Source organism: Paenibacillus sp. ALE3, assembly GCF_054113405.1.
This window is the reverse complement of sequence record NZ_CM134214.1, coordinates 4508199-4530000: the sequence shown is the minus strand read 5'-3', so window position 1 is coordinate 4530000 and position 21802 is coordinate 4508199. Positions and strand designations below refer to the sequence as shown.

The 21802-nt window shown below is 44.4% G+C and carries 18 protein-coding genes and 2 rRNA genes (1 of these 20 running past the window's edge); 14 read left to right on the top strand and 6 right to left on the bottom strand.

From position 1 onward, the window contains the following. Both ACXHJ2_RS20140 and rrf read left to right on the top strand, forming a co-directional pair. A 23S ribosomal RNA gene (locus ACXHJ2_RS20140) occupies nucleotides 1-1017 on the top strand; it begins 1910 nt to the left of the window's first position. Nucleotides 1018-1094: 77 nt separating this feature from the next. After that, nucleotides 1095-1211: ribosomal RNA gene (rrf, locus tag ACXHJ2_RS20135) — 5S ribosomal RNA — on the top strand. 256 nt (nucleotides 1212-1467) lie between these two features. On the opposite strand, the gene ACXHJ2_RS20130 is transcribed toward rrf, so the two are convergent. Then, nucleotides 1468-1935 carry a MarR family winged helix-turn-helix transcriptional regulator gene (locus ACXHJ2_RS20130; RefSeq protein ID WP_238791647.1) on the bottom strand — a complete coding sequence of 156 codons (468 nt, stop codon included), beginning with the start codon at nucleotides 1933-1935 and terminating at the stop codon, nucleotides 1468-1470. A gap of 161 nt (nucleotides 1936-2096) precedes the next feature. Here ACXHJ2_RS20130 and ACXHJ2_RS20125 point away from each other — a divergent pair, with 161 nt between their 5' ends. From ACXHJ2_RS20125 to ACXHJ2_RS20100, 6 genes are all read left to right on the top strand, one after another. Continuing rightward, entirely contained in the window at nucleotides 2097-2537 is a 441-nt protein-coding gene (locus ACXHJ2_RS20125; protein WP_025675711.1) for an OsmC family protein, read from the top strand. 58 nt (nucleotides 2538-2595) lie between these two features. Then, nucleotides 2596-4281, top strand: coding sequence for a dihydrolipoyl dehydrogenase (gene lpdA, locus ACXHJ2_RS20120; protein WP_165083018.1), 1686 nt, complete (start codon nucleotides 2596-2598; stop codon nucleotides 4279-4281). A gap of 447 nt (nucleotides 4282-4728) precedes the next feature. Next, complete coding sequence (locus ACXHJ2_RS20115) at nucleotides 4729-5184, top strand: hypothetical protein (protein ID WP_446724844.1); 456 nt, start codon at nucleotides 4729-4731, stop codon at nucleotides 5182-5184. Continuing rightward, nucleotides 5169-5468, top strand: coding sequence for a hypothetical protein (locus tag ACXHJ2_RS20110; RefSeq protein WP_446724843.1), 300 nt, complete (start codon nucleotides 5169-5171; stop codon nucleotides 5466-5468). The genes ACXHJ2_RS20115 and ACXHJ2_RS20110 overlap by 16 nt, the downstream gene beginning before the upstream one ends. After that, complete coding sequence (locus tag ACXHJ2_RS20105) at nucleotides 5468-5728, top strand: hypothetical protein (RefSeq protein ID WP_446724842.1); 261 nt, start codon at nucleotides 5468-5470, stop codon at nucleotides 5726-5728. Before ACXHJ2_RS20110 ends, ACXHJ2_RS20105 begins: the two co-directional genes overlap by 1 nt. 33 nt (nucleotides 5729-5761) lie before the next feature. After that, nucleotides 5762-6331: a sugar O-acetyltransferase gene (locus ACXHJ2_RS20100; RefSeq protein ID WP_165083017.1), complete on the top strand. Its 570-nt coding sequence runs from the start codon at nucleotides 5762-5764 to the stop codon at nucleotides 6329-6331. A gap of 121 nt (nucleotides 6332-6452) precedes the next feature. On the opposite strand, the gene ACXHJ2_RS20095 is transcribed toward ACXHJ2_RS20100, so the two are convergent. Further along, entirely contained in the window at nucleotides 6453-7007 is a 555-nt protein-coding gene (locus ACXHJ2_RS20095; RefSeq protein ID WP_013369293.1) for a helix-turn-helix domain-containing protein, read from the bottom strand. Between the two features lie 112 nt (nucleotides 7008-7119). Here ACXHJ2_RS20095 and ACXHJ2_RS20090 point away from each other — a divergent pair, with 112 nt between their 5' ends. From ACXHJ2_RS20090 to treR, 4 genes are all read left to right on the top strand, one after another. Further along, nucleotides 7120-7701, top strand: a complete 582-nt coding sequence (locus ACXHJ2_RS20090) for a LysE family transporter (protein WP_013369294.1) — start codon at nucleotides 7120-7122, stop codon at nucleotides 7699-7701. Between the two features lie 278 nt (nucleotides 7702-7979). Beyond that, nucleotides 7980-9707, top strand: coding sequence for an alpha,alpha-phosphotrehalase (gene treC / locus ACXHJ2_RS20085; protein ID WP_165083015.1), 1728 nt, complete (start codon nucleotides 7980-7982; stop codon nucleotides 9705-9707). 105 nt (nucleotides 9708-9812) lie between these two features. Beyond that, nucleotides 9813-11762 (top strand): PTS system trehalose-specific EIIBC component, encoded by a 1950-nt coding sequence (treP, locus tag ACXHJ2_RS20080; RefSeq protein ID WP_165083013.1) that lies wholly within the window; start codon nucleotides 9813-9815, stop codon nucleotides 11760-11762. Nucleotides 11763-11853: 91 nt separating this feature from the next. Further along, entirely contained in the window at nucleotides 11854-12603 is a 750-nt protein-coding gene (gene treR, locus ACXHJ2_RS20075; protein ID WP_040102187.1) for a trehalose operon repressor, read from the top strand. A 122-nt stretch (nucleotides 12604-12725) separates the two neighbouring features. Here the strand turns inward: treR and ACXHJ2_RS20070 are convergent, their stop codons facing one another. Genes ACXHJ2_RS20070 through ACXHJ2_RS20060 form a run of 3 tightly spaced genes read right to left on the bottom strand, consistent with a single transcriptional unit; the run spans nucleotide 12726 to nucleotide 16735 of the window. Further along, nucleotides 12726-13925 carry a Ger(x)C family spore germination protein gene (locus tag ACXHJ2_RS20070; protein WP_165083011.1) on the bottom strand — a complete coding sequence of 400 codons (1200 nt, stop codon included), beginning with the start codon at nucleotides 13923-13925 and terminating at the stop codon, nucleotides 12726-12728. Then, nucleotides 13918-15021: a GerAB/ArcD/ProY family transporter gene (locus ACXHJ2_RS20065; RefSeq protein WP_165083009.1), complete on the bottom strand. Its 1104-nt coding sequence runs from the start codon at nucleotides 15019-15021 to the stop codon at nucleotides 13918-13920. Before ACXHJ2_RS20065 ends, ACXHJ2_RS20070 begins: the two co-directional genes overlap by 8 nt. A 25-nt stretch (nucleotides 15022-15046) precedes the next feature. Then, nucleotides 15047-16735 carry a spore germination protein gene (locus ACXHJ2_RS20060; RefSeq protein WP_165083007.1) on the bottom strand — a complete coding sequence of 563 codons (1689 nt, stop codon included), beginning with the start codon at nucleotides 16733-16735 and terminating at the stop codon, nucleotides 15047-15049. 315 nt (nucleotides 16736-17050) lie between these two features. On the opposite strand from ACXHJ2_RS20060, the gene nirB reads away from it, so the two are divergent. Both nirB and nirD read left to right on the top strand, forming a co-directional pair. Next, entirely contained in the window at nucleotides 17051-19480 is a 2430-nt protein-coding gene (nirB, locus tag ACXHJ2_RS20055; protein WP_040102185.1) for a nitrite reductase large subunit NirB, read from the top strand. Nucleotides 19481-19522: 42 nt separating this feature from the next. Beyond that, the gene (gene nirD / locus ACXHJ2_RS20050) at nucleotides 19523-19852 is read left to right on the top strand and encodes a nitrite reductase small subunit NirD (protein ID WP_013369303.1); all 330 of its coding nucleotides are present in this window, start codon (nucleotides 19523-19525) and stop codon (nucleotides 19850-19852) included. Nucleotides 19853-19919: 67 nt separating this feature from the next. Here nirD and ACXHJ2_RS20045 read toward each other — a convergent pair whose 3' ends face one another. After that, complete coding sequence (locus ACXHJ2_RS20045; RefSeq protein WP_165083005.1) at nucleotides 19920-21602, bottom strand: exosporium glycoprotein BclB-related protein; 1683 nt, start codon at nucleotides 21600-21602, stop codon at nucleotides 19920-19922. Nucleotides 21603-21802 lie beyond the last annotated feature (200 nt).

Below are 21802 nucleotides of genomic sequence, written 5' to 3'. Positions count from 1 at the left end.
GAAGCTATGAACCGAAGCCCCAGTAAACGGCGGCCGTAACTATAACGGTCCTAAGGTAGCGAAATTCCTTGTCAGGTAAATTCTGACCCGCACGAATGGCGTAACGACTTGGGCGCTGTCTCAACGAGAGATCCGGTGAAATTTTAATACCTGTGAAGATGCAGGTTACCCGCGACAAGACGGAAAGACCCCATGGAGCTTTACTGCAGCTTGATATTGAATTTGGGTACGATCTGTACAGGATAGGTGGGAGCCGTTGAACCTTGAGCGCCAGCTTGAGGGGAGGCATCCTTGGGATACCACCCTGATCGTATCTAGGTTCTAACTTGGTACCGTGATCCGGTGCGAGGACAGTGTCAGGTGGGCAGTTTGACTGGGGCGGTCGCCTCCTAAAGAGTAACGGAGGCGCCCCAAGGTTCCCTCAGAATGGTTGGAAATCATTCGAAGAGTGCAAAGGCAGAAGGGAGCTTGACTGCGAGACCTACAAGTCGAGCAGGGACGAAAGTCGGGCTTAGTGATCCGGTGGTACCGCATGGAAGGGCCATCGCTCAACGGATAAAAGCTACCCTGGGGATAACAGGCTTATCTCCCCCAAGAGTCCACATCGACGGGGAGGTTTGGCACCTCGATGTCGGCTCATCGCATCCTGGGGCTGAAGTAGGTCCCAAGGGTTGGGCTGTTCGCCCATTAAAGCGGTACGCGAGCTGGGTTCAGAACGTCGTGAGACAGTTCGGTCCCTATCTGTCGTGGGCGTAGGAAATTTGAGAGGAGCTGTCCTTAGTACGAGAGGACCGGGATGGACGTACCGCTGGTGTACCAGTTGTTCCGCCAGGAGCACCGCTGGGTAGCTATGTACGGAAGGGATAAGCGCTGAAAGCATCTAAGCGTGAAGCCCCCCTCAAGATGAGATTTCCCAATTAGTAAGACCCCTTGAAGACGACGAGGTAGATAGGTTGGGGGTGGAAGTGCAGTAATGCATGGAGCTGACCAATACTAATCGGTCGAGGGCTTATCCTAAAGATAAGGCGCAATGAGTTTCGGATCCAGTTTTCAGGGTGTAACCTTGAAGTTAGAATTTGCGAGGCAAATTCATGTTTGGTGGCGATAGCGGAGGGGTTCCACACGTACCCATCCCGAACACGACCGTTAAGCCCTCCAGCGCCGATGGTACTTGGACCGCAGGGTCCTGGGAGAGTAGGACGCCGCCAAGCGAGATAAAAAGGCACATCCCAGTAAGGGGTGTGCCTTTTTTTTGGAATCAAGCCGATCTTAGAAACGTGATTTCATTTACGTACTTTCTTTATGAAATATATAATAAGATATCCATGTGCTACTACTCCTGTGCTTACTTAACCATTTACTTCTACTTTTCCAGTAAGTATAGAAGTGAAAAACAGCAATTACATGCGTGCTTTATAAGAAAAACGACCAAGGGAAGTACCTTTCTTGGTCGTTTTTCTATATTTGCTATTTCCTTGTGTTATCAACCATTCTCTGAAGCACACTCTCAAAGGTATGAAGATCGTCTTGAGAGATCCCAGCAATGGTGTCTTGCTTAAACTTCTCAGCAATCGGCAGAAGCTTAAGACAAACCTGCGTACCAAGATCGGATAATTGAATTTGTTTCATTCGTTTGTCTGTGTCATCAATACTTCGAAGTAAATACCCTTCGGCTTCTAGTTTTTGTAGCAGCCGCACTACACTTGGCTCCTTAATCGACAATTCTTCTGCAAGTTCTCGTTGAGTCATGGATTTATGTGTATAGATATAATACATCGTAATCCATTGACTCCTAGTAATGTTATAAGGCCGAAATTCTTTCTCCAAGGCTTCCGAAAAGATTTTTCCACTACGATTGGTAATAAAAGCAAGACAATTCTCTAAGTTAAACATGGCCACACCAACCCATTCAACTAAACTATATTTCTTATACATCAACTTAAGTATAACAGACCTTTGTACTTTTCATCATATCAGATACTTTCTTAACATCTAAAATAAATTACTTAGCTAACTATTGATTTTTAAAACCAAGAGTGCTACAATTTCCCTGAATCAAGTTATTTTTTTCACAAAGTAAACGGGAGGTTATATTTATGTTAACTACATTTAAAGCTACTGCAAAAAAATTACCTGAAGGGTTGCAGGTGGAAGCTCAATCTAGAGGGTTTAAAATTGTGATGGATGAGCCTGAAGATTTTGGTGGAACCGACAAAGCGATGAATCCGGTTGAAGCACTTTTGTGTGCGCTTGGTGCATGTCAGTCGATCGTTGTTGCTGCTTTTGCCGAAGGCTTTGGGTTTTCGTATGAAGAATTCCATGTAGAGCTGGAAGGAGATTTGGACCCGGATGGGTTCATGGGGCTAGCGGATGTTCGATGTGGATTTCAGGAAATTCGTTTTGTCATGCACTTTAAAACGACAGAGAGCCAAGAAAAAGCAGAAGCTTTTGCAGCGTTTGTTGAAAAGACTTGTCCTGTGGGTGATTGTTTGGCTAATGGGGTTAAATTGGTACAAGCAGGCGTAGTCAGACATTAAATTATTCGCTAAAAGGGCTCAATAAATTCTCTTTTGGTCGTGAAGGAGTTTGAGAATTATGGAAGTTAAAATGTCAATGATCCCTGGAGGAAAAAAGGGGAAAGCCAGCAGAAATCACGTCCAGCTCGGACAAAACGTTTCCTTTGGGGATGTACTACTTGAGGTTGAGACAGGAAAAGGTGTTCGAGAAATTACAGCGACTGTCGAGGGAAGCATTAGTAAAATCCACTTTGAAGAAGACGACGAAGTATCCTCTAATCAGGTCTTGTTTACAATTGACGCTGTTGCCGAAGAGGGGACGTCTACAGTAACATCACAGGCTACTAAGATGGAACAACCTACACTGGATAAGAACGTGGATTTACTAATTATTGGAGCTGGACCAGGAGGGTATGTGGCAGCGATTTATGCCGCTAAAAAAGGAATAAAGGTGGCCTTGGTGGAAAAGGAGGGGTTGGGTGGCACCTGTCTTAATGTAGGGTGTATTCCAACTAAATCCCTGGTGAAGTCTTCTGAGATTTGTCACCACATCAAGGAATCGTCTTTGTTTGGTATTCATACGGGAACAGATCTTCAAGTCGATATGAAACAAGTCATTCGTCGTAAAGATGAAATCAAAGGAAAATTGATTTCGGGTATTGATTATTTAATGGAAAAAAATAATATTGAAATTATTCGCGGTCAAGCAGCCTTTTTATCTGCGACACAAGTAAGCGTCAAAGGACAACGAAATTACCAGGTTACAGCAAACGATATCATTATTGCGACAGGTTCTAAAATTACCAAAGTGAATATTCCCGGCATCAATCTTCCCATTGTAATGAATAGTACCGATGCCCTTGCCTCTACTGAACTACCAAAAAGTATTACGATTATTGGCGGTGGTGTGATTGGTATGGAGTTTGCTTTCATCTATCGCAATTTCGGTGTAGAGGTTCACGTAATAGAATTTATGGATCGTTTGTTGACCATGGTTGACAGTGACATTTCAGAAGAAATTAAACATTCGGCAGAGAATGCTGGGATTCATATCCATACCCAGTCCAAGGTATCTAAGATCCAACAGGCGGACAATGGACAGGCTATTGTCACCTATGAAAACAAACAAGGTGAGCATTTGTTAGTTAGCGAGAAAGTGCTTGTTGCGATTGGACGTGAGCCCAATTTGGATGGACTGGACATTGAACAAGCGGGTATCCAGCGCAATGAGCGAGGGAAAGGCATTGCCGTTAACGAATATATGCGTACAAACGTCGAACATATCTATGCCATTGGTGATGTGACGGATATTATGCAGCTTGCCCATGTCGCCTCCCATCAGGGGATCACGGCTATTGATGCCATCATGGGTGGATCGGAAGGTATGCACTATGCCGCCATTCCAAATGTCATCTTTACTTCACCCGAAATCGCAAGTGTTGGTATATTAGAGGATCAATGCAAGCGAGAGGGAATGGATTTCAGTGTAAGCAAAGTTTCGTTCTCCAGCAATGGGAAAGCATTAACGATGAATGAATCGGAAGGCTTTATTAAATTGATAAAGGATAATGTGACACAACAAATTGTGGGTGGATCGATTATTGGTCCAGATGCATCATCTTTAATCAGTAGCCTGACATTGGCGATTGCCAATGAGCTGACAGAACAGCAAATCACGCAAACGGTTTTTGCTCATCCAACGACTGGAGAAGTGATTCACGAAGCTGCGTTTGGCCTTAGCATTGGAGCGTTTCATCAAGCGTAACATTAAAAATAAAAGGAATGCTTCTAGTCTAAGTAAACGGACAAGGAAGCATTCCTTTTTTCATTATTGAATGTTCATGTAAGGTATATATACGAAACCGATCATCATAATGCTTTTGAGGAGAAAACGAAGAGGATTGACGGAGGAAGAGAGATGTATAGATCCATTATTGTAGGAACTGGTTTTACCAGACTAACCGCTGCCTTTACTTGGCGCATGCGAATATGAAGCCACTCGTCGGCCTAACACGTCACATGCGAAGCGATTGGGGTGACTTGGGGGATGGAGAAAAAGATTGTAATGATGAAACATTGAAAACGAGAGGCGCCTGCCCTTAGCTTTATCATACCGCCCAGGTTGACAAATAGTGCTGGATGCAAATAGAATAATTTATTATAATACTACTTATTAAAAGTTCTATAAAAAATATCGTTAAGGAGCTAAGCGATGACAGTAGAACCCTCCATGAATCCTAGGATAGTTCGCAATGTTTTATTTGTTTTATTCGCTTTACCGGGTATAGCTTTTGCATCCTGGGTGTCCCGCACGCCTGTCATACGCGATATTTTGCATGTCTCGACTGCCGAAATGGGGATTATTATTTTTGGATTAGCTGTGGGTTCCTTATTGGGACTACTTAGTGCGGGCAATGTTATTTCTCGTATAGGTGGACGGTCGGTCATTCTGGGAAGTGCGCTTTTGATTGTGATTGGTTTTGTCATTGTAGGGTTGGGAACTGCATTTTCGCTCACGAGCATGGTATTTGTTGGTTTGGTCATCTTTGGTGGTGGCTATGGTACAGTTGAAGTAGCTCTTAATGTCGAAGGTTCTGCGGTAGAAAATCAGTTAATAAAATGCTTTTGCCCGCCTTTCACGGTTCGTTTAGTATGGGGACACTTGTAGGAGCTATCATCGGTTCTGTAGCAGCGGCGTTACGAATACCTGTTGTGATTCATTTTGGAGCTATGGCTGCCATGATTGCCGCAGTAACTTTCTACTTGTATCGTTATTTGCCTCTTGATACAGGCAAAGAAAAGGAAGTTTCTACGCAAAAGGTTGGATCTAATATGAAGGTTCAGCTTGCTGTCTGGAAAGAAAGGCGAATCCTACTGATTGGGATCATCGTGCTCGGGATGGCGTTTGCAGAAGGGGCTGCGAATGACTGGCTGCTGGGGGTATTATTCTAGTGATCTGGGGACAGCATTATCTCTTAGCTGGATTGGGTATCTTGCTATGGGGGCTTGGAGCTTCACTTGGTTTTCCTGTAGGCTTGTCTGCTGCCGGAGATGATCCTCGTGGTGCAGCTGTCCGGGTAGGAGCCGTAGCCACAATAGGTTATATTGCCTTAACATGTGGGTCTCCTGCATGCTTTAATTGTAGTGCTCATTGGCGTTATTGTTGCTGGTTTGATATCGGGTGCTGCCCAGCCTGTGGGGATGAAAGATAAGAAATAAGATTAAAATATAAAGGGGATTGTCGCATGTCTATGAAAACGGAAAAACAAAAGATGCTGGATGGGGAACTGTATGTAGCAGCTGATCCTCAATTAACGAGTGAAAGAGAGTATGCGAGAAGATGTGTACGTCTCTTTAATCAGACGACTGAGGCGGATAGTGAGTACCGTGAAAAGTTACTTAAGGAGCTTTTCGGTTCCACAGGTGAAAATATAAGCATGGAACCCAACATACGCTGTGACTACGGATACAACATCCATGTTGGGGAAAATTTCTATGCCAACTTTGACTGTACCATTTTGGATGTATGCGAGGTGCGTATTGGAGATAATTGTTTTCTGGCTCCGGGAGTCCATATTTACACAGCGACTCACCCCATTGATCCATTTGAACGAATTGCTGGTCCAGAGTATGGAAAGCCTGTAACGATTGGCAATAATGTATGGATTGGCGGCAGGGCGGTTATTAATCCCGGTGTTACGATAGGTAATAACGTCGTAGTGGCATCAGGAGCGGTCGTAACCAAAGATGTTCCAGATCATATGATTGTAGCTGGGAATCCGGCACGAATAATCAAGCAAGTTGAAATCTCCTAAACAACAAACAGGTTAATCATTTATGATTTGTACCAAAGATCCTATTAAAAGAGCCTCTTATTTTAATAGGATCTTTTATATTTAAGGACTTTTACATATATGCTCTTCAAGAATTGAACTATTATACAGAGTAATAAATGATCATATTCATCCTTACCAGCGTTTCTCCTAAATTATAGTATATGTGCGGACGGTCTGCTTTAAAGCGTATCGAATCTCCGGCTTTCACCGTGTACGTTTCTTCGCTGACTTTTACCACCATTTCACCCTCAAATACGGTAATAAATTCTTCAGTACCCTCACGGTGAGGGGCGGAACTCAGTTCCCCGCCTGTTTCAATCTCTACGGTGTAAACCTCAAAATTTCTGTTTCCTTCATAGGGGAAAAACGGATACAAACGATAGTGATTGCTTTCTTCAAGCACTTGTACTTTGCTTTTAGGAACGACTACGGCATCGGCAGGCGGTTCGCTAATCAGGGCAGTGAATGATATTTTCAAGCCGTTCGCAATTTTCCATACCGTTGTAATCGAAGGATTTGATTCTCCACGTTCAATCTGGCCGAGCATTGTTTTACTGATCCCCGTCAGGTCAGCTAATTTATCTAAACTCAATTTTCTTTCATTTCTTAGATGCTTTAAATTTTTACTTAAAATCAAATTAATATTCTCCATCATTTTTCCGCTCCCTATTGTGCTATATAAAGAACATGATGTACAATCATGAAGTACAAAAGTGCGTTTCAACGCACATTTTATTCAATTATAACACACTGGAGTTGATTGTTGCATGCCGTTTATTCCATTTTTATCTTATGTGCTTGTTACTAGCTTTACGCCAGGCCCCAACAATATTATGTCATTGGACAGTGCCAGGCGGTTAGGTTTGAAGAGAGCTTTTCCATTCTTACTGGGAGTAACAGCAGGCTGTTTCGCCATTATGTTGTTAGCCTGCTATTTTAATCTTGCTTTATATCATTTCTTGCCTCGGGTTAAAATCTGGATGAATGTTCTTGGTAGTCTGTACATGCTTTATCTGGCAGTAAAAATAGCAAAGAGCAAATCTACTTCGGAGGATAATGACCACAATGAAGGATATTCCTTCAAATCAGGACTTCTGCTGCAATTTATCAATTTAAAAATCATTTTGTATGGTATTACGGTCATTTCAACGTTTGTTATGCCGTATGATGTGTCGTATATGACAATGTTTACGATCTCGTTACTCCTGACCTGTATTGGTTTTGTAGCTGTAATGTGCTGGGCGATTTTCGGAGCTATGTTCCAGCGCTTCTTGAATAAGTATGAGCGCTCCTTCAATATCATAATGGCCTTATTGCTCCTTTATAGTGCACTATCCATATGGATTTAAATAAATACCGTATTCACGATTTTAAAGAGAGGTTCCTGACTTATAAGCAGGAGCCTTTTTCGTGTGAACAGAGCTTATTCAAAGATTCATGAAATATAATCCGGACAGAATGGATGAGTTCCCTGATCGTTTAGCCGTAAAACGGGTATTACCTTATATACATAAAGTATATTGACAACTTGTATATACATGATTTAATCTTGTATATACAAGAAGTTGAAAGCGTTATAATAAATTCTTTTACGCTACTTCATTTCGCAAGAAAGGAATGAGCATGAATGGAAGCAATGAACAAGGCTTTAATTCCTCAAGATAAGGACTGGTGGCGCAAATCGGTCGTCTATCAGGTTTATCCCAAAAGTTTTAACGATACGACGGGCAAAGGAACCGGTGATATAAGAGGTGTGACACAAAAGCTGGATTATCTGCAAGGACTGGGTGTTGATATTATCTGGTTGCAGCCTGTATATGTCTCGCCACAACGTGATAACGGGTATGATGTAGCCGATTATTGCCGGATTAATCCTGATTATGGAACAATGCAGGATTTTGAAGAATTGAGTCAGGAAATTCGGGCGCGTGGGATGCACTTGATGATCGACATCGTGGTTAACCATTCTTCCACAGAGCATGTCTGGTTTCAGCAGGCGCGGCTTTCTAAGGATAATGAGTACAGGAACTATTATATCTGGCGTGACCCAGCACCCGATGGAGGACCTCCGAACAACTGGATTTCCAAGTTTGGTGGACCGGCTTGGCAGTATGACGAGGCGACTAACCAATACTTCTTGACACTGTTTGATAAGACGCAGGCGGATTTAAACTGGGAAAATCCCAAAGTCCGTCAAGAAGTTGTTAATGTGTTGGAATTTTGGGCTGAGAAGGGAGTTAGTGGCTTCCGACTCGATGTCATTAATTTGATCTCCAAGGATCGGCAATTCTCGGACGATGATGGAAGCACGGCTCCTGGGGACGGGCGTAAGTATTATACGGATGGTCCGCATGTGCATGAATACCTTCATGAATTACATGAGAAAGTATTCTCAACATATAACAGCGTCACTGTAGGGGAGATGTCCTCCACCTCACTGGATCATTGTATCCGTTATTCCAATCCAGAGAGAAAAGAATTATCCATGACCTTTAATTTTCATCATTTGAAGGTGGATTATCCTAATGGGCAAAAGTGGGAACTCATGCCTTATGATTTTGAAATGCTGAAAAAGCTATTCTCAGATTGGCAGATTGGCATGCAACAGGGTGGCGGCTGGAGTGCATTGTTTTTTAACAATCATGATCAGCCAAGAGCGATCTCTCGCTTTTTGGATGATGATGAATACCATGCCGAAAGCGCCAAGCTACTGGCCACCACGTTACATGGACTTCAGGGAACACCTTATATATTTCAAGGTGAAGAGATTGGAATGCCCAATCCGCAGTGGTCAGATATTGAAGAATTTCGGGATGTTGAATCGCTGAATATGTATCGTATCTTGCAGGAGCAAGGAAAAAGTGCAGAGGAAGCATTGGATATTATTCGAGAGCGGTCACGTGATAATTCGAGAACACCGATGCAGTGGGATAACACTCGCAATGCGGGCTTCACTACAGGCACGCCTTGGATTAAGGTAGATGAAAGATATCCACAGATCAACGTTCAGTCTCAGTTAGAGGACCCAAACTCGATCTACAGCCATTATCGTAAGCTGATTCGTCTGCGTAAGACGGTACAGGTCATCACCGATGGGGATTATCAACGTTTGGACGAAGCTCATCCTCAGGTCTACGCATATCAACGCAGCAATGAACAGGAGACTTTGGTTGTCATCTCTAATTTTAGTGGGCAGGATGTACAATTCCGTATTCCCGATTCATTTTATTTATCATTAGATAATCAAGCAGTAGCAGCGGCTGAGCTTTTAATCGGTAATACCCAGCATGCTCCGCAGCTAAATCAGGTGGTCTCTTTGACTCCGTATGCTTCCTATATGTGGATTGTTCGTTAACCTTAGTGAATAGTATGGAAATATCCAGTAGCACCCCGGTAGTACATTCATTTTTAAGCCGGGGTGCTGCTTTAAAAATGAACAAACGTCGAGGGAGTGGACTAGATGGCGATTGAAAGAGCACAGGTGGAAGACATTATAAAAGCCGTTGGTGGTAAAGACAACATAGAGGCCTCTACGCATTGCGTAACTCGTCTGCGATTTGCCCTGTATGATGATAAGTTGGTCGATAAAGATGCACTCGAACAAAATGATCTGGTCAAAGGCCAATTTTCTTCACAAGGACAGTATCAGGTCGTGATTGGCCCAGGTCTGGTGGATAAAGTATATGACGAAATGATCTCCATTACAGGAGGCAGTCGGGCTTCTAAGGACGATGTTAAAAACGCCGCTAGTAAAAAACAAAACCCGATTCAGCGTGCCATCAAGACGCTGGCAGATATCTTTATTCCTATTTTGCCCGCAATTGTGACTGCAGGCTTATTGCTTGGGATCAATAATATTTTGACTGGAAAGGGAATCTTTTTCGAAGGAATGGCTCTGGTACAGGTCTATCCTCAATGGACTGACTTTGCGTCTATTATTAACACCATTGCCAGTACCGCTTTTACATTCCTACCTGCCTTGATTGGATGGTCGGCCGTTGTTAGGTTTGGCGGTAGTCCTTTACTCGGGATTGTACTCGGTTTGATTCTAGTTCATCCAGATCTGCTAAGTGCATACAGTTATGCGGATGCCGTTACCAAAGGAACTGTTCCAGTTTGGGATTTGTTTGGTTGGGAAGTGAATAAGATTGGTTATCAAGGACAGGTTTTACCCGTTTTGGTATCCGCTTACGTGCTCGCACAAATTGAGAAATTCCTAAATAAAAAGATAGCGGATTCATTTAGGCTGTTGCTCGTAGCACCGATTACATTATTAATCACGGGATTTCTTGCCTTTACAGTGATCGGTCCGGTTACTTTTATGATTGGTAATGCGATTACGACTGGTCTTGTATACGTTTTCGATTTGGCTCCTGCGCTGGGTGGTCTGATTTATGGAGGTTTTTACGCCTTGCTCGTGATCACGGGAATGCATCATACTTTCCTGGCGGTGGACGTGCAATTAATTGGTACACAGGGTGGAACGTTCCTATGGCCGATGCTGGCCCTGTCCAATATCGCTCAGGGGGCCGGGGCACTGGCAATGATGTTGGTATTGAAGGAGCAAAAGGGAAAAGGATTGGCTCTTACCTCTTCCGTGTCTGCTTTTCTGGGTGTAACCGAGCCTGCCATATTCGGGGTGAATATTCGGTATAAATATCCGTTCGTATTCGGAATGATCGGTTCCGGTATCGCAGGTATACTGCTCACCGTAAATCATGTGTTGGCTTCTTCCATTGGTGTGGGAGGGATTCCAGGCTTCCTGTCTATTTTCCCAAACAACTGGGGGGTATTCTTCGTTGGGATGGCGATCGTATTGATTGTGCCGTTTGCTTTAACCTTTATGTATGGGAAGCTGCTCAATAAGCGTCGTCAGACTCCAGCTACACCAGCTAATGACTCCATACGGAAAAATTCGGACCAACAAAATTCTGCACTGGATGTGCTTGAAGTAAAGACTCCGGTACTAGGACATGTTGTGCCATTAGAACAGGTTCCTGATCCGGCTTTTGCCGAACGGCAGATGGGGCAAGGAATTGCAGTGGAACCGAAGGATGGTCGGATTCTTGCCCCTTTCAGTGGAAAAGTCATTCACATCATGGTGAAAAGCAAGCATGCCTTGATTTTGGAGCATCCAACAGGTGTGCAGATTCTGGTGCATGTAGGAATCAACACGGTGTCATTAAAGGGAGAAGGATTCACCATGCATGTGGAAACAGGTCAAAACGTGGAGCAAGGACAGCTACTGATGGAATTTGACCGTGAGCTGATCCAGAAATCAGGGTATCCTATCATTACACCGGTCATTGTTCCCGATGGGCAGAGTATGATTGAATCGATTGAGGAATTACCAGGTGAGGCGAACGATTTGCAATATGTCTTAATGAGAATTCATTTGAATTCTCATTAAGACAAAACGAATTAAGTCAGATTCATCCCTGCTAGCCTAATTTAGTAACTTGGTCAGTGAAAGAATGCTACAATAAACGTGGTGATGAAAATTGACTAAGAATATATTTTTGCAAATTTATCAAGAGTACTCGGGGCGAATCCAGACAGGCGAATTGGCTCCTGGTTCGAAAATGCCCTCTGAAAATGAATTGGCCCGGGAGTATAACACTTCTCGTGAGACTGTGCGTAAGGCACTTCACTTGCTTGCACAAAATGGGTATATCCATAAAATAAAGGCTAAAGGATCTTTTGTTCTGGATATCGGACGGATGGATTTTCCTATAGGGGGATTGGTCAGTTTCAAAGAAATGTCTGAGCGGATTGGACGTAAATCACAAACGATTGTTCATAAAAATCAGTTGATTCCCGTTCCAGATGACATAGCTACTCATCTTGAGATTGACAAAGACAAGTATTTGGTCTGGGAAGTCATTCGTGCGCGTGAAATTGAAGGTGAATGTGTCATACTGGATAAAGACTACTTTCGATCAGACATTGTCCCTGTGCTTACCGAGGAAATTAGTCGTGAATCTATCTACGAATATCTGGAGGGGGAGCTCCATCTTCCAATCAGTTATGCTAAAAAAGTCGTTTCTGTAGAAGATGCAGATGAAGAAGACCGTAAGCTGATGGACCTCCAGAACTATACTCATGTGGTTGTAGTACGTAACTATGTTTATCTGGAAGACACCACATTGTTCCAGTATACCGAATCAAGGCATCGACTGGACAAATTCCAATTCGTCGATTTTGCCAGACGTTCCCACGGTGAAGAGAGAAGATCTGATTTTTTAAGCTGACCCATTAGGGTTGATCCAAGATCGAGAGATTAAATCGGAATAGTTCCCTGTGGTGGAAAACCCCTCTTCTAAGAAGAGGGGTTCTTTGTTAACTCCAAGGTAAATTTTTGAGTGGATTTCGACTATTCGGCAGAGGAACCTAAATCCGTAATGGTTAGCTTAATATCGAAGGTTACGGGGATTTTACTGAACTTATAATCCCAATCATCTTTTACTTTTTTCCACACCTGTGGTTTATCAATTTTCAGGTGATCACCAAAGCCGGCAACATCGACTTTATGTTCGGATTGTAATTTGTGCATAAGAGACTTAATCCTTCTAGTCACTTGTTTTTCAAACTCTTGCTCAGCTTCTTTCATGTTCCGCGTCTCAGTCGGGTCTACCTTCTCATCCCAGTTTTCGATTAAACGCCCTTTGGATTCAATTTTTACGTGAAAGGAGATGTCGTTGTCCTTGCCCACTTTAGTTGTTATTTTGCTTTTTACCGATTTGATTTCATAAGTTATGGCTTCATTCCGCTTGTCATACGTTTTGACAGCTCCGCCCTCAACATCACCTGTAATCCATCCAATACTCTCCACATCTTGTTGTCCCAAAGCACCAATCCAGTGACCGGTTTCCCCTCTAATAATGCCGGCACCTGAAAATTCTAATTCTCCCTTAGATTCAGTAATGTTTTGCAGTATATAGCTTTTTTTGGAGTGCATTAACCCATCCAATTCAGACAAATTGACCCCCCTCATTACCTTGCTGGTTCTAAAATGGTTACGAAGCATATTCAGAATATGAATAGACGGAATTTCGCCTGTATATTTGGTAACTAAGGTGTTGGCTGCTCGATCCTTACTTAAGAAAACCATACAACTTGGACGAATATCATTATCACGTAGCACAAAATCCATCAATTGTTGCATCGTTTGAAGTTTTGCCAATTCGGTGGAAACCACGATGACTTTTAGGTGGTGACCAATAACGGGGCGATCCAAACGGAGAGAGAGCTGTCGGAAGATTTCAAGTAAAGAATCACCGGTGCCAGCTATATTTACATAGTTTAGCTCTTGTCCACCGTCGCCACCTTGTTGGTTTGTGCTTCCGGATGATTTTTTGGGGACGATTTGTACGCTGGTCGTAATTGTATTTTTCTTGAAGTAACGGCTGCCTTTCTTCTCCAGATCCTGTTCCAATGGACTGAGCTCTCCCTTATCGAGAGCCAATCCTGTATATATGCTAAGCTCCTCTACTTCCTTGCTGCTCCAGCAGCCGACTTGAGTCACCAGCAGAATGAAAGCAAGCAGCAAGGATAGGAAAGATCGTCTACACATTTTGCTTCATTCCCTTCTTCCTGATCATAAAAACGATGGAGAGAAGTACCGGGATCAGAAAAAATAATACGATTCCCATGTATCCGATCTCATCGCCAAGGCTAAACACTTCAGTCATACGAACAGGAGTCATCGTGGAAATAAAGATAAACGGGATTAAGCCGAAAATCGCATAACGATATTTAAGACCAAATACCTGTGAGACACCTAAGGAAGCATTGAAGAAAAAACTACAGAAATTACAAAACATCTGCATCACCCAGATCACCAGCAGTGGAAACTCCAGACGTTCAAAAAGAAATCCGGGGATCTCAAAACTGCGCATCAAATTAATGGTAGGCCAAGTACTTGTTACAGTAGAATCTACCGATAGCCCGCCGATCACCATAACTACGGTCAAAAAATACAAAACTAATGGGATACTGATGCCCACTGCCATGGCCTTAAATGCTTTTTCGGGGTGCTGCAAAAAAGCGACCAGTGTCATGACGACTTCACATCCAGAGAAGACAAGAATAGTCGATTTTAGCCCTTTGATGACGGGTAATATCCCGTCACTCAATACAGGACGAAGATGATCAATTTCAAATATTCTTAAGCTAAAGAGAAAACAGAAAAGCAGAAAGAAGAGACTGATTGGAAGTACAATTTGGTACAGCCGCGCGATGGAATTAATGCCTCCAAACACCAAATAACTACCAACCCAAATGAATGGAATCACAATCGCCCAGATGGGTGTACCTTCAAGTAGAAAAAACATGGTTACTTCGGCTAACACACGGATCTCAAAGCCGGCTATGATTATAAAGTATATAATTAATAGCACGCTTAAGAATCCTCCCGGAACAGTGCCTATAATTCTTTTGGAGTATTGATACATGGTGTTTCTAGGAAACTGTTGACTTAATTTCACCATGATCCAGACGACGAAGATAACAATAGCTCCACCGATGAGGACAGAAAGCCATGCATCAGGAGTCTGTACTTGTTCAGTTACACCTCTCGGCAGTGTCAAGATCCCTGCGCCTAATACGGTATTGGTCAGGAATACAGCCCCTTGCTTAGTTGTGATCTTATCATCAGAGCGTCTAAACACAGTAGCTCCTCCTTCGTTTTGGGCATCATGATCTGCGTTTGCGTTGCTGCGTTTTCATCATGACAGGTCTTCGTTTCATCAGAGACATAGGAGCCCGGATGTACAGATCCTTCCAATCGCTTAGGCGCATAGGGGAAAAGGGAGTTACATATGGTACACCAAAGCTTTTCAACTTCGTCAGATGGATACAAATTAACAGAAAGAACAATATGGTTCCAAACATGCCCAGCATTGCTGCAAAGAACATTCCGACAAAACGCAAAAGGCGCAGGGTAATGCCCGCACTATATGTTGGTATCGAAAACGATGAAATGGCAGTAACTGCAACTACAATCACAAGGAAGGGACTAACGATGCCCGCATTGACAGCAGCATCACCGATGACCAAGCCTCCCACAATGCCCATCGCAGGGCCAATGGGTTTGGGCAGGCGAATGCCAGCCTCTCGTAGAATTTCGATAGAGATTTCCAAAATCATGACTTCTATAACGGATGGGAAAGGGACGCCTTGACGGGTTCCGATAATGCTAATGACCAGCTTGGTCGGAATTAAACCGGGATGAAACGATATAAAAGAAATGTACAGAGCAGGCCCCATAAGCGCTATAAAAGCCCCGCTAAACCGTAGCAGACGTAATAGTGTCCCCGGAATCCATCGTTCATAATAGTCCTCGGGAGATTGAAGCAGCATACTGAAGGTCACCGGGACAATAAGTGCAAAAGGAGTACCATCCAGTAAGATCGCTATTCTTCCCTCCAACAAAGCATTAATAACACGGTCAGGACGCTCTGTATTATGAGCCTGTTGGAATGGACTTAAATAATTGTCTTCGATGAGTTGTTCCACATACCCGGATTCAGGTAAAAAATCCATGTCTATTTTTGATATTCTGCGGCTTACTTCTTCAAGAAGGTCTGGATTCACAATATCCTTTATATACGCGATAACCAGATCTTTTTTGATTCTGCTGCCCACTTGGAATTTCTTCATTTCCAGACTTTTATTTAAACCCTGGCGTCGAAGCATCGAAGTGTTTTCACTCAATACTTCCGTAAAACCGATTCTGGGACCACGAAGCAATGCTTCAGAGGTTGGTTCATTGACGGAGCGAATAGCGCCATTAGGAGGGCCCACCAGTAGCGCTTCCTTCATTCCTTCAATTAATAGGGCGGTATGACCTAAAAGGATGAACTCGTACAGTTCCTCCATACGGGTAACTTCACTAATTTGCGTAAGTGGCATCAGGCTTTCTTTTATAAAAGAGTTACTTAAACCTTCCGGTTGTTCCTGCTGATCCTGACCCTGCTGCTGGCCTTCAAACATCAAGACCTCCAATACTTGCTTGCTCATAAGTTTTTCATCCTGCATACCTTCTATGAAGACTAACACTGACCGAGCATGAAATTTCTTTACCACAAACTCACGAAAATGCACATCACTATTTTCGCCTATAGCTTCACGAATTGCCTGTAAGTCGGAATCATAATTTCCTGTAATTTTAGAGCTCGGTTCATGCTGCTGATCCATGTGCCCTTCGTTATGTTTATTAGAGAGCGGATGACTGGAAGAGTGTTTGGATTTGGCTCCCTTACTGCCGACAAACGAATAAATCGAGGTGTTTATATAATAAATTCCTAAAGGAATAATCAACGCGAGGCCAGCTTGAAAGAGTGTACTCCAGCTAGGAAGATAAGAAATGATTTTAGACCACATGCTGATTACCTCCAAACAATTCAATTCGTTTTCCCATAAGATACAAGTTGTTCATAAAGTATTCCTTATAACGGTTGTATTTACGCATGAATTGGAAAGATTCTTTCGATGACTGCTATGATTTCCGGTCCTTACCTTAATCCCTTGAAATAGAATAGGGAAATCCCTAAATATTCATAATTTTAACTACATTGTGATCGAAATCACATATAGACCTATCTGCTGTATTAGAATAGAAGCATAAACAATATTCATTAGAAACGTAGAGATGTCGTCGGATAGGAAGTAGCGTCGAATGAATGGAGGAACCGGTATATGATAAACAGTAAAAAGAAGCTTGTGGTTATAGGGAACGGGATGGCTGGTATCAATACGGTCGAACAAATTTTAAAATTAACAGATAAATATGAAATTACAGTCCTGGGAAGTGAGCCGCATCCGAACTATAACAGGATCATGCTCTCTTATGTGTTGGAAGGTAGTAAAACAATAGATGATATCATACTGAACGATTTGCAATGGTATGCGGATCAAGGGATTACTTTATATACAGGAAAAATGGTTAAAAGCATCGACGGTGAGCACAAGAAGATTCACACCGAAGACGGACTGGAAATTGATTACGATGTGGCTTTGGTGGCTACTGGTTCACAATCGTTTATTCTGCCTATTCCGGGTAAAGAATTACCGGGAGTTATTGGTTTCCGAGATATCGCCGATTGCTCGGCCATGCTGGAAGCAGCGAAGACCTATAAGAAGGCAGCTGTCATTGGCGGAGGTCTATTGGGGCTGGAGGCAGCTAAAGGCCTGGTCAACCTCGGGATGGATGTTACGGTCGTTCATCTAATGGAAGATTTGATGGAACGTCAGTTAGACCGGGAAGCCTCTGCGATGTTGAAAGCAGAACTGGAACGTCAGGGAATCAAGTTTGCTATGCAAATGCAAACTGCGGAAGTGTACGGTCAAGATCGGGTACAAGGACTGCGCTTCTCGGATGGAAGCGAGCTGGAAGCAGATTTGGTTGTAATGGCCGTCGGGATTAAACCTAATATCCAGGTAGCTAAAGAAAGTGGTATGGAAACGAACCGCGGGATTGTGGTCGATGATTTCATGAGAACCTCCATGCCGGATGTATACGCTGTAGGGGAATGTGTTGAGCACCGTGGAATCTGCTACGGTCTGGTAGCTCCGCTGTTTGAACAGGGAAGTGTGATTGCCAAGCATTTGGCAGGCGTGGATACTGAAGGCTATGCAGGATCGGTAGTTTCCACCAAGCTTAAAATTTCAGGGGTAGATGTTTTCTCAGCTGGCGAATTCATAACCCAACCTGAACATACGGCGATTGTAGCGAAGGATGAGTGGAAGCGAACATACAAAAAGGTACTGCTTCGTGATAATAAAATTGTTGGTACTGTACTGTTTGGCGATGTGAGTGAATCTGCTAGTCTGCAAAAATATGTGCGTCAGCAAACGGAAATGACAGATGAGATCTATGGACAGATCATGGGTACTGGATGCGGCAATCACGGGGCGAAAACGTCATCCGTTGAAACCATGGCGGACGATGAAATTGTCTGCGGTTGTAACGGTGTGACTAAAAAGGCAATTGTGGAAGCAATCAATGAAAATGGACTAACCACCGTTGATGAAATTAAGGCATGTACCGGAGCTACGCGTTCTTGCGGAGGATGTAAGCCCGTTGTTGAGCAAATTTTGCAATATGTTCTTGGAGACAGCTTCAAAACATCAGCCAAGCAGGGAATATGTGGTTGCACAACCTTGAGCCGGGACGAGATTGTTGAAGCGATCAAAACCAAAGGGCTGACCACTACGCGTGAAGTGATGAATGTACTCGGCTGGCATAATGATGAAGGATGCTCCAAATGCCGTCCGGCGCTGAATTATTACTTGGGTATGATTAATCCTGATACCTATGAAAATGAGGGAGATTCCCGGTTTGTAAATGAGCGATTGCACGCGAACATTCAAAAGGATGGAACGTTTACAGTGGTGCCAAGAATGTACGGCGGTGTAACGACTCCAGAAGATTTGAAGAAAATAGCTGATGTATCGCTTAAATACAACGTTAAAGTTGTAAAAGTAACTGGGGGACAACGGCTGGATTTGATTGGTGTCCGTAAAGAAGATCTGCCTAAAGTGTGGGAAGAACTCGATATGCCTTCGGGATATGCGTACGCGAAGTCGCTTCGTACGGTGAAAACCTGTGTTGGATCGCAATTTTGCCGTTTTGGTACACAGGACTCGATGGGCATGGGAGAAGTGCTGGAACGGAAATTCGAACGATTGGATTTCCCAGCAAAATTCAAATTAGCGGTTAATGGTTGTCCACGCAACTGTGCGGAATCATGTACGAAAGATATCGGAATCGTAGGCAACGATGGGGGCTGGGAGATCTTTATCGGTGGAAACGGTGGTATTAAAGCACGGTTGGCTGATTCACTCTGTAAAGTAAAAACCGACGCTGAACTGATTGATATTGTAGGAGCCGTGATGCAATTCTACCGGGAAACAGGGCAATACCTGGAACGTACTTCCGAGTGGGTGGAACGGATCGGTCTGGAAGAGATTCAGAAGGCTGTCGTTAACGATACAGCTAATCGACAAGCTTTAGTAGAACGCGTTGAATTTGCATTACAACAGGTCGAAGACCCATGGAAAAAAATCATCCATGATGAGGATACACGCAAAAATCTATTTGAGGCTGTCACTCCGTCTATTGTGTAAAATTGCATCTAAAAATGCCTGAGGAAGGAAGCGAGCAAGCAAATGATCAAGAATGCCGAATGGCTTGTTGTCGGTCATAGCAAGGATTTTCCGATCAGAATAGGACGCACTATCCACGTCAAAGGTGCTGAAATTGCTGTTTTCCGCACTTCGGAGAATAAGCTGTATGCTGTTGAAAATAGTAATCCTCACCCTAAGGGGGGTCCTCTTACAGAGGCAATAGTATCTGGTCATTATATTTATGATCCTTTGTATGACTGGAAAATTGATTTGCAAACAGGCCTCGTTCAAGAGCCTGACCACGGACAAATTAAAACGTTCGCCGTCTGTGAAGAGGGAGAAGTAGTGAAAATATCGCTTGAGACGGTTTAATTCATGTGAGGGAAAGCATAAAAAGGGCTCGACAGGAACAATCCTGCAGGGCCCTTTTTGTTTTGGATCAGGTAATAGTGACACCTGCACTTGCGTAACCCACCACAGTGTTGACGAGGGAAACGCCTGTCGCAGTGGCAGAGAAAACCATAAGCAGACGGGTTTGCGCGGTTACAGGTATAGCCAATCCAGTAGCAATACCACTAGAAGTCGTTCCTAAAGCAACGATGTCAGTTAGTGGGGGAGTCAATGTAACGGTAGCTCCGGGAACGGCTATAAAGGTGTTATTAGGTGTCGGGGAACTAAACAACTGGGCAGTAATGCTAACGGATGATCCTAAGAGGGTTAGAGCAGCAGTTGTACTGAAATATCCGGTAATGGATGTGATTACACCCCCCCGTGGAACGGAAAAAGCAAAGTTAATGAGTGGTCCTACAAGCGTACCTGTGAGGTCTATAACCCCATTTACAAGGCCAATACCTGTAGCTGAGCTTCCGAAACCAATCAAACTTGTGGTTCCTACCAATCCGCCAAGAACGGTTGTCAGTATAGCAGGACCACCGGAGGCAAATGGGATAATTGCCCCTGAACCGGTGGCTCCAGTAACCCCAGTGGCTCCAGTAGCTCCGCCGACACCTGTAGCGCCCGTGGCTCCAGCGGGCCCGATCGCGCCAACCGCGCCCGGCAGTCCATCAGCGCCAGTCGGTCCTGTGGCTCCAGCGGGCCCGGCCGCGCCAACCGCGCCCGGCAGTCCATCAGCGCCAGTCGGTCCAGTGGCTCCAGCAGGACCGGCCGCACCAACCGCGCCGGTCGGTCCAGTGGCTCCAGCAGGCCCAGCCGCGCCAACCGCACCTGGCAGTCCATCAGCGCCGGTCGGTCCAGTGGCTCCAGCAGGACCGTCCGCACCAACCGCGCCTGGCAGTCCATCAGCGCCGGTCGGTCCAGTGACTCCAGCGGGTCCGATCGCGCCAACTGCGCCTGGCAGCCCATCAGCGCCAGTCGGTCCAGTGGCTCCAGCGGGCCCCACCAAACCATCAGCGCCCGTAGCGCCCGTGGCGCCTGTTACACCCCCGGCAGGCCCAGCAGGCCCAGCGGCCCCTACAGGTCCAGCAGGTCCCGGAGGCCCAGCAGGTCCAGCAAGCCCGGCAGGCCCTTCAGCTCCGACAGGTCCAGCGGCCCCTACAGGTCCGGGAGGTCCTGGTGGGCCCGGCACACCTGCTGGACCCGGTACACCTGCTGGACCCGGCGCACCACCAGGCCCCACAGGTCCCGGAGGCCCTTGTGGGCCGGGCTCCCCTGACAAATACGGTTCACTTAGTGCGTTGCTAACCGTCGTACCCGCAGTTCTGATTGCACGGATTAAACTGTCTTTAAGAGTTGAATTGAGGGATTCCTGTAGAACGATGGACAATAGGGCATCCAGCAGTTGCTGTAATGTAGTACCTACGCTGATCGGAGAGAAAGGTGTGGCTTCTAATGCTACAATAGCAAGTTCCAACGCCGCCAGTAAATCTGCCTTAGCCCCGCTTCTAAGTCTTAAACTTTTCGCCAGAGATAGCAATTGTCTTAAAATCTGTTGCAATAAAGATACATTAGCCGCAGAAGGGTTTGCGAATACAAGTGGGACGATCGAGGTCAATTCATTAATAAGCTTGAGAAGCGCTTCGATACTTCTATTATCTCTTGGTGGTTTGCAGTCCTCGTCTTTTTTTGAAGCACCACTGAACCTGAACGGTCTTTTATGTTTCATGCTCAAGTATCTCCTCCTCATTCTTCCTACTGTAGAGGTGACAGATGGTTAATCGCCCCGTTTTACAGATATTCATAATATATTTATTGAAGCGAAAAGGGTGAATACACAAGCAAAGCTTAATAAAATATTGATAACAAAAAGCGCGGTCCCCAAATAGCCTGGGACCGCGCTTTAGTGTGTAGTCTATTAGATTATAC

What these genes read in the sequence shown, in the direction of transcription:
- ACXHJ2_RS20130 (WP_238791647.1), bottom strand. Translation starts at nt 1,935, where the DNA reads ATGTATAAGAAATATAGTTTAGTTGAATGGGTTGGTGTGGCCATGTTT.
- ACXHJ2_RS20125 (WP_025675711.1), top strand. Translation starts at nt 2,097, where the DNA reads ATGTTAACTACATTTAAAGCTACTGCAAAAAAATTACCTGAAGGGTTG.
- lpdA (WP_165083018.1), top strand. Translation starts at nt 2,596, where the DNA reads ATGGAAGTTAAAATGTCAATGATCCCTGGAGGAAAAAAGGGGAAAGCC.
- ACXHJ2_RS20115 (WP_446724844.1), top strand. Translation starts at nt 4,729, where the DNA reads ATGACAGTAGAACCCTCCATGAATCCTAGGATAGTTCGCAATGTTTTA.
- ACXHJ2_RS20110 (WP_446724843.1), top strand. Translation starts at nt 5,169, where the DNA reads ATGGGGACACTTGTAGGAGCTATCATCGGTTCTGTAGCAGCGGCGTTA.
- ACXHJ2_RS20100 (WP_165083017.1), top strand. Translation starts at nt 5,762, where the DNA reads ATGTCTATGAAAACGGAAAAACAAAAGATGCTGGATGGGGAACTGTAT.
- ACXHJ2_RS20095 (WP_013369293.1), bottom strand. Translation starts at nt 7,007, where the DNA reads ATGATGGAGAATATTAATTTGATTTTAAGTAAAAATTTAAAGCATCTA.
- ACXHJ2_RS20090 (WP_013369294.1), top strand. Translation starts at nt 7,120, where the DNA reads ATGCCGTTTATTCCATTTTTATCTTATGTGCTTGTTACTAGCTTTACG.
- treC (WP_165083015.1), top strand. Translation starts at nt 7,980, where the DNA reads ATGGAAGCAATGAACAAGGCTTTAATTCCTCAAGATAAGGACTGGTGG.
- treP (WP_165083013.1), top strand. Translation starts at nt 9,813, where the DNA reads ATGGCGATTGAAAGAGCACAGGTGGAAGACATTATAAAAGCCGTTGGT.
- ACXHJ2_RS20070 (WP_165083011.1), bottom strand. Translation starts at nt 13,925, where the DNA reads ATGTGTAGACGATCTTTCCTATCCTTGCTGCTTGCTTTCATTCTGCTG.
- ACXHJ2_RS20060 (WP_165083007.1), bottom strand. Translation starts at nt 16,735, where the DNA reads ATGTGGTCTAAAATCATTTCTTATCTTCCTAGCTGGAGTACACTCTTT.
- nirB (WP_040102185.1), top strand. Translation starts at nt 17,051, where the DNA reads ATGATAAACAGTAAAAAGAAGCTTGTGGTTATAGGGAACGGGATGGCT.
- nirD (WP_013369303.1), top strand. Translation starts at nt 19,523, where the DNA reads ATGATCAAGAATGCCGAATGGCTTGTTGTCGGTCATAGCAAGGATTTT.
- ACXHJ2_RS20045 (WP_165083005.1), bottom strand. Translation starts at nt 21,602, where the DNA reads ATGAAACATAAAAGACCGTTCAGGTTCAGTGGTGCTTCAAAAAAAGAC.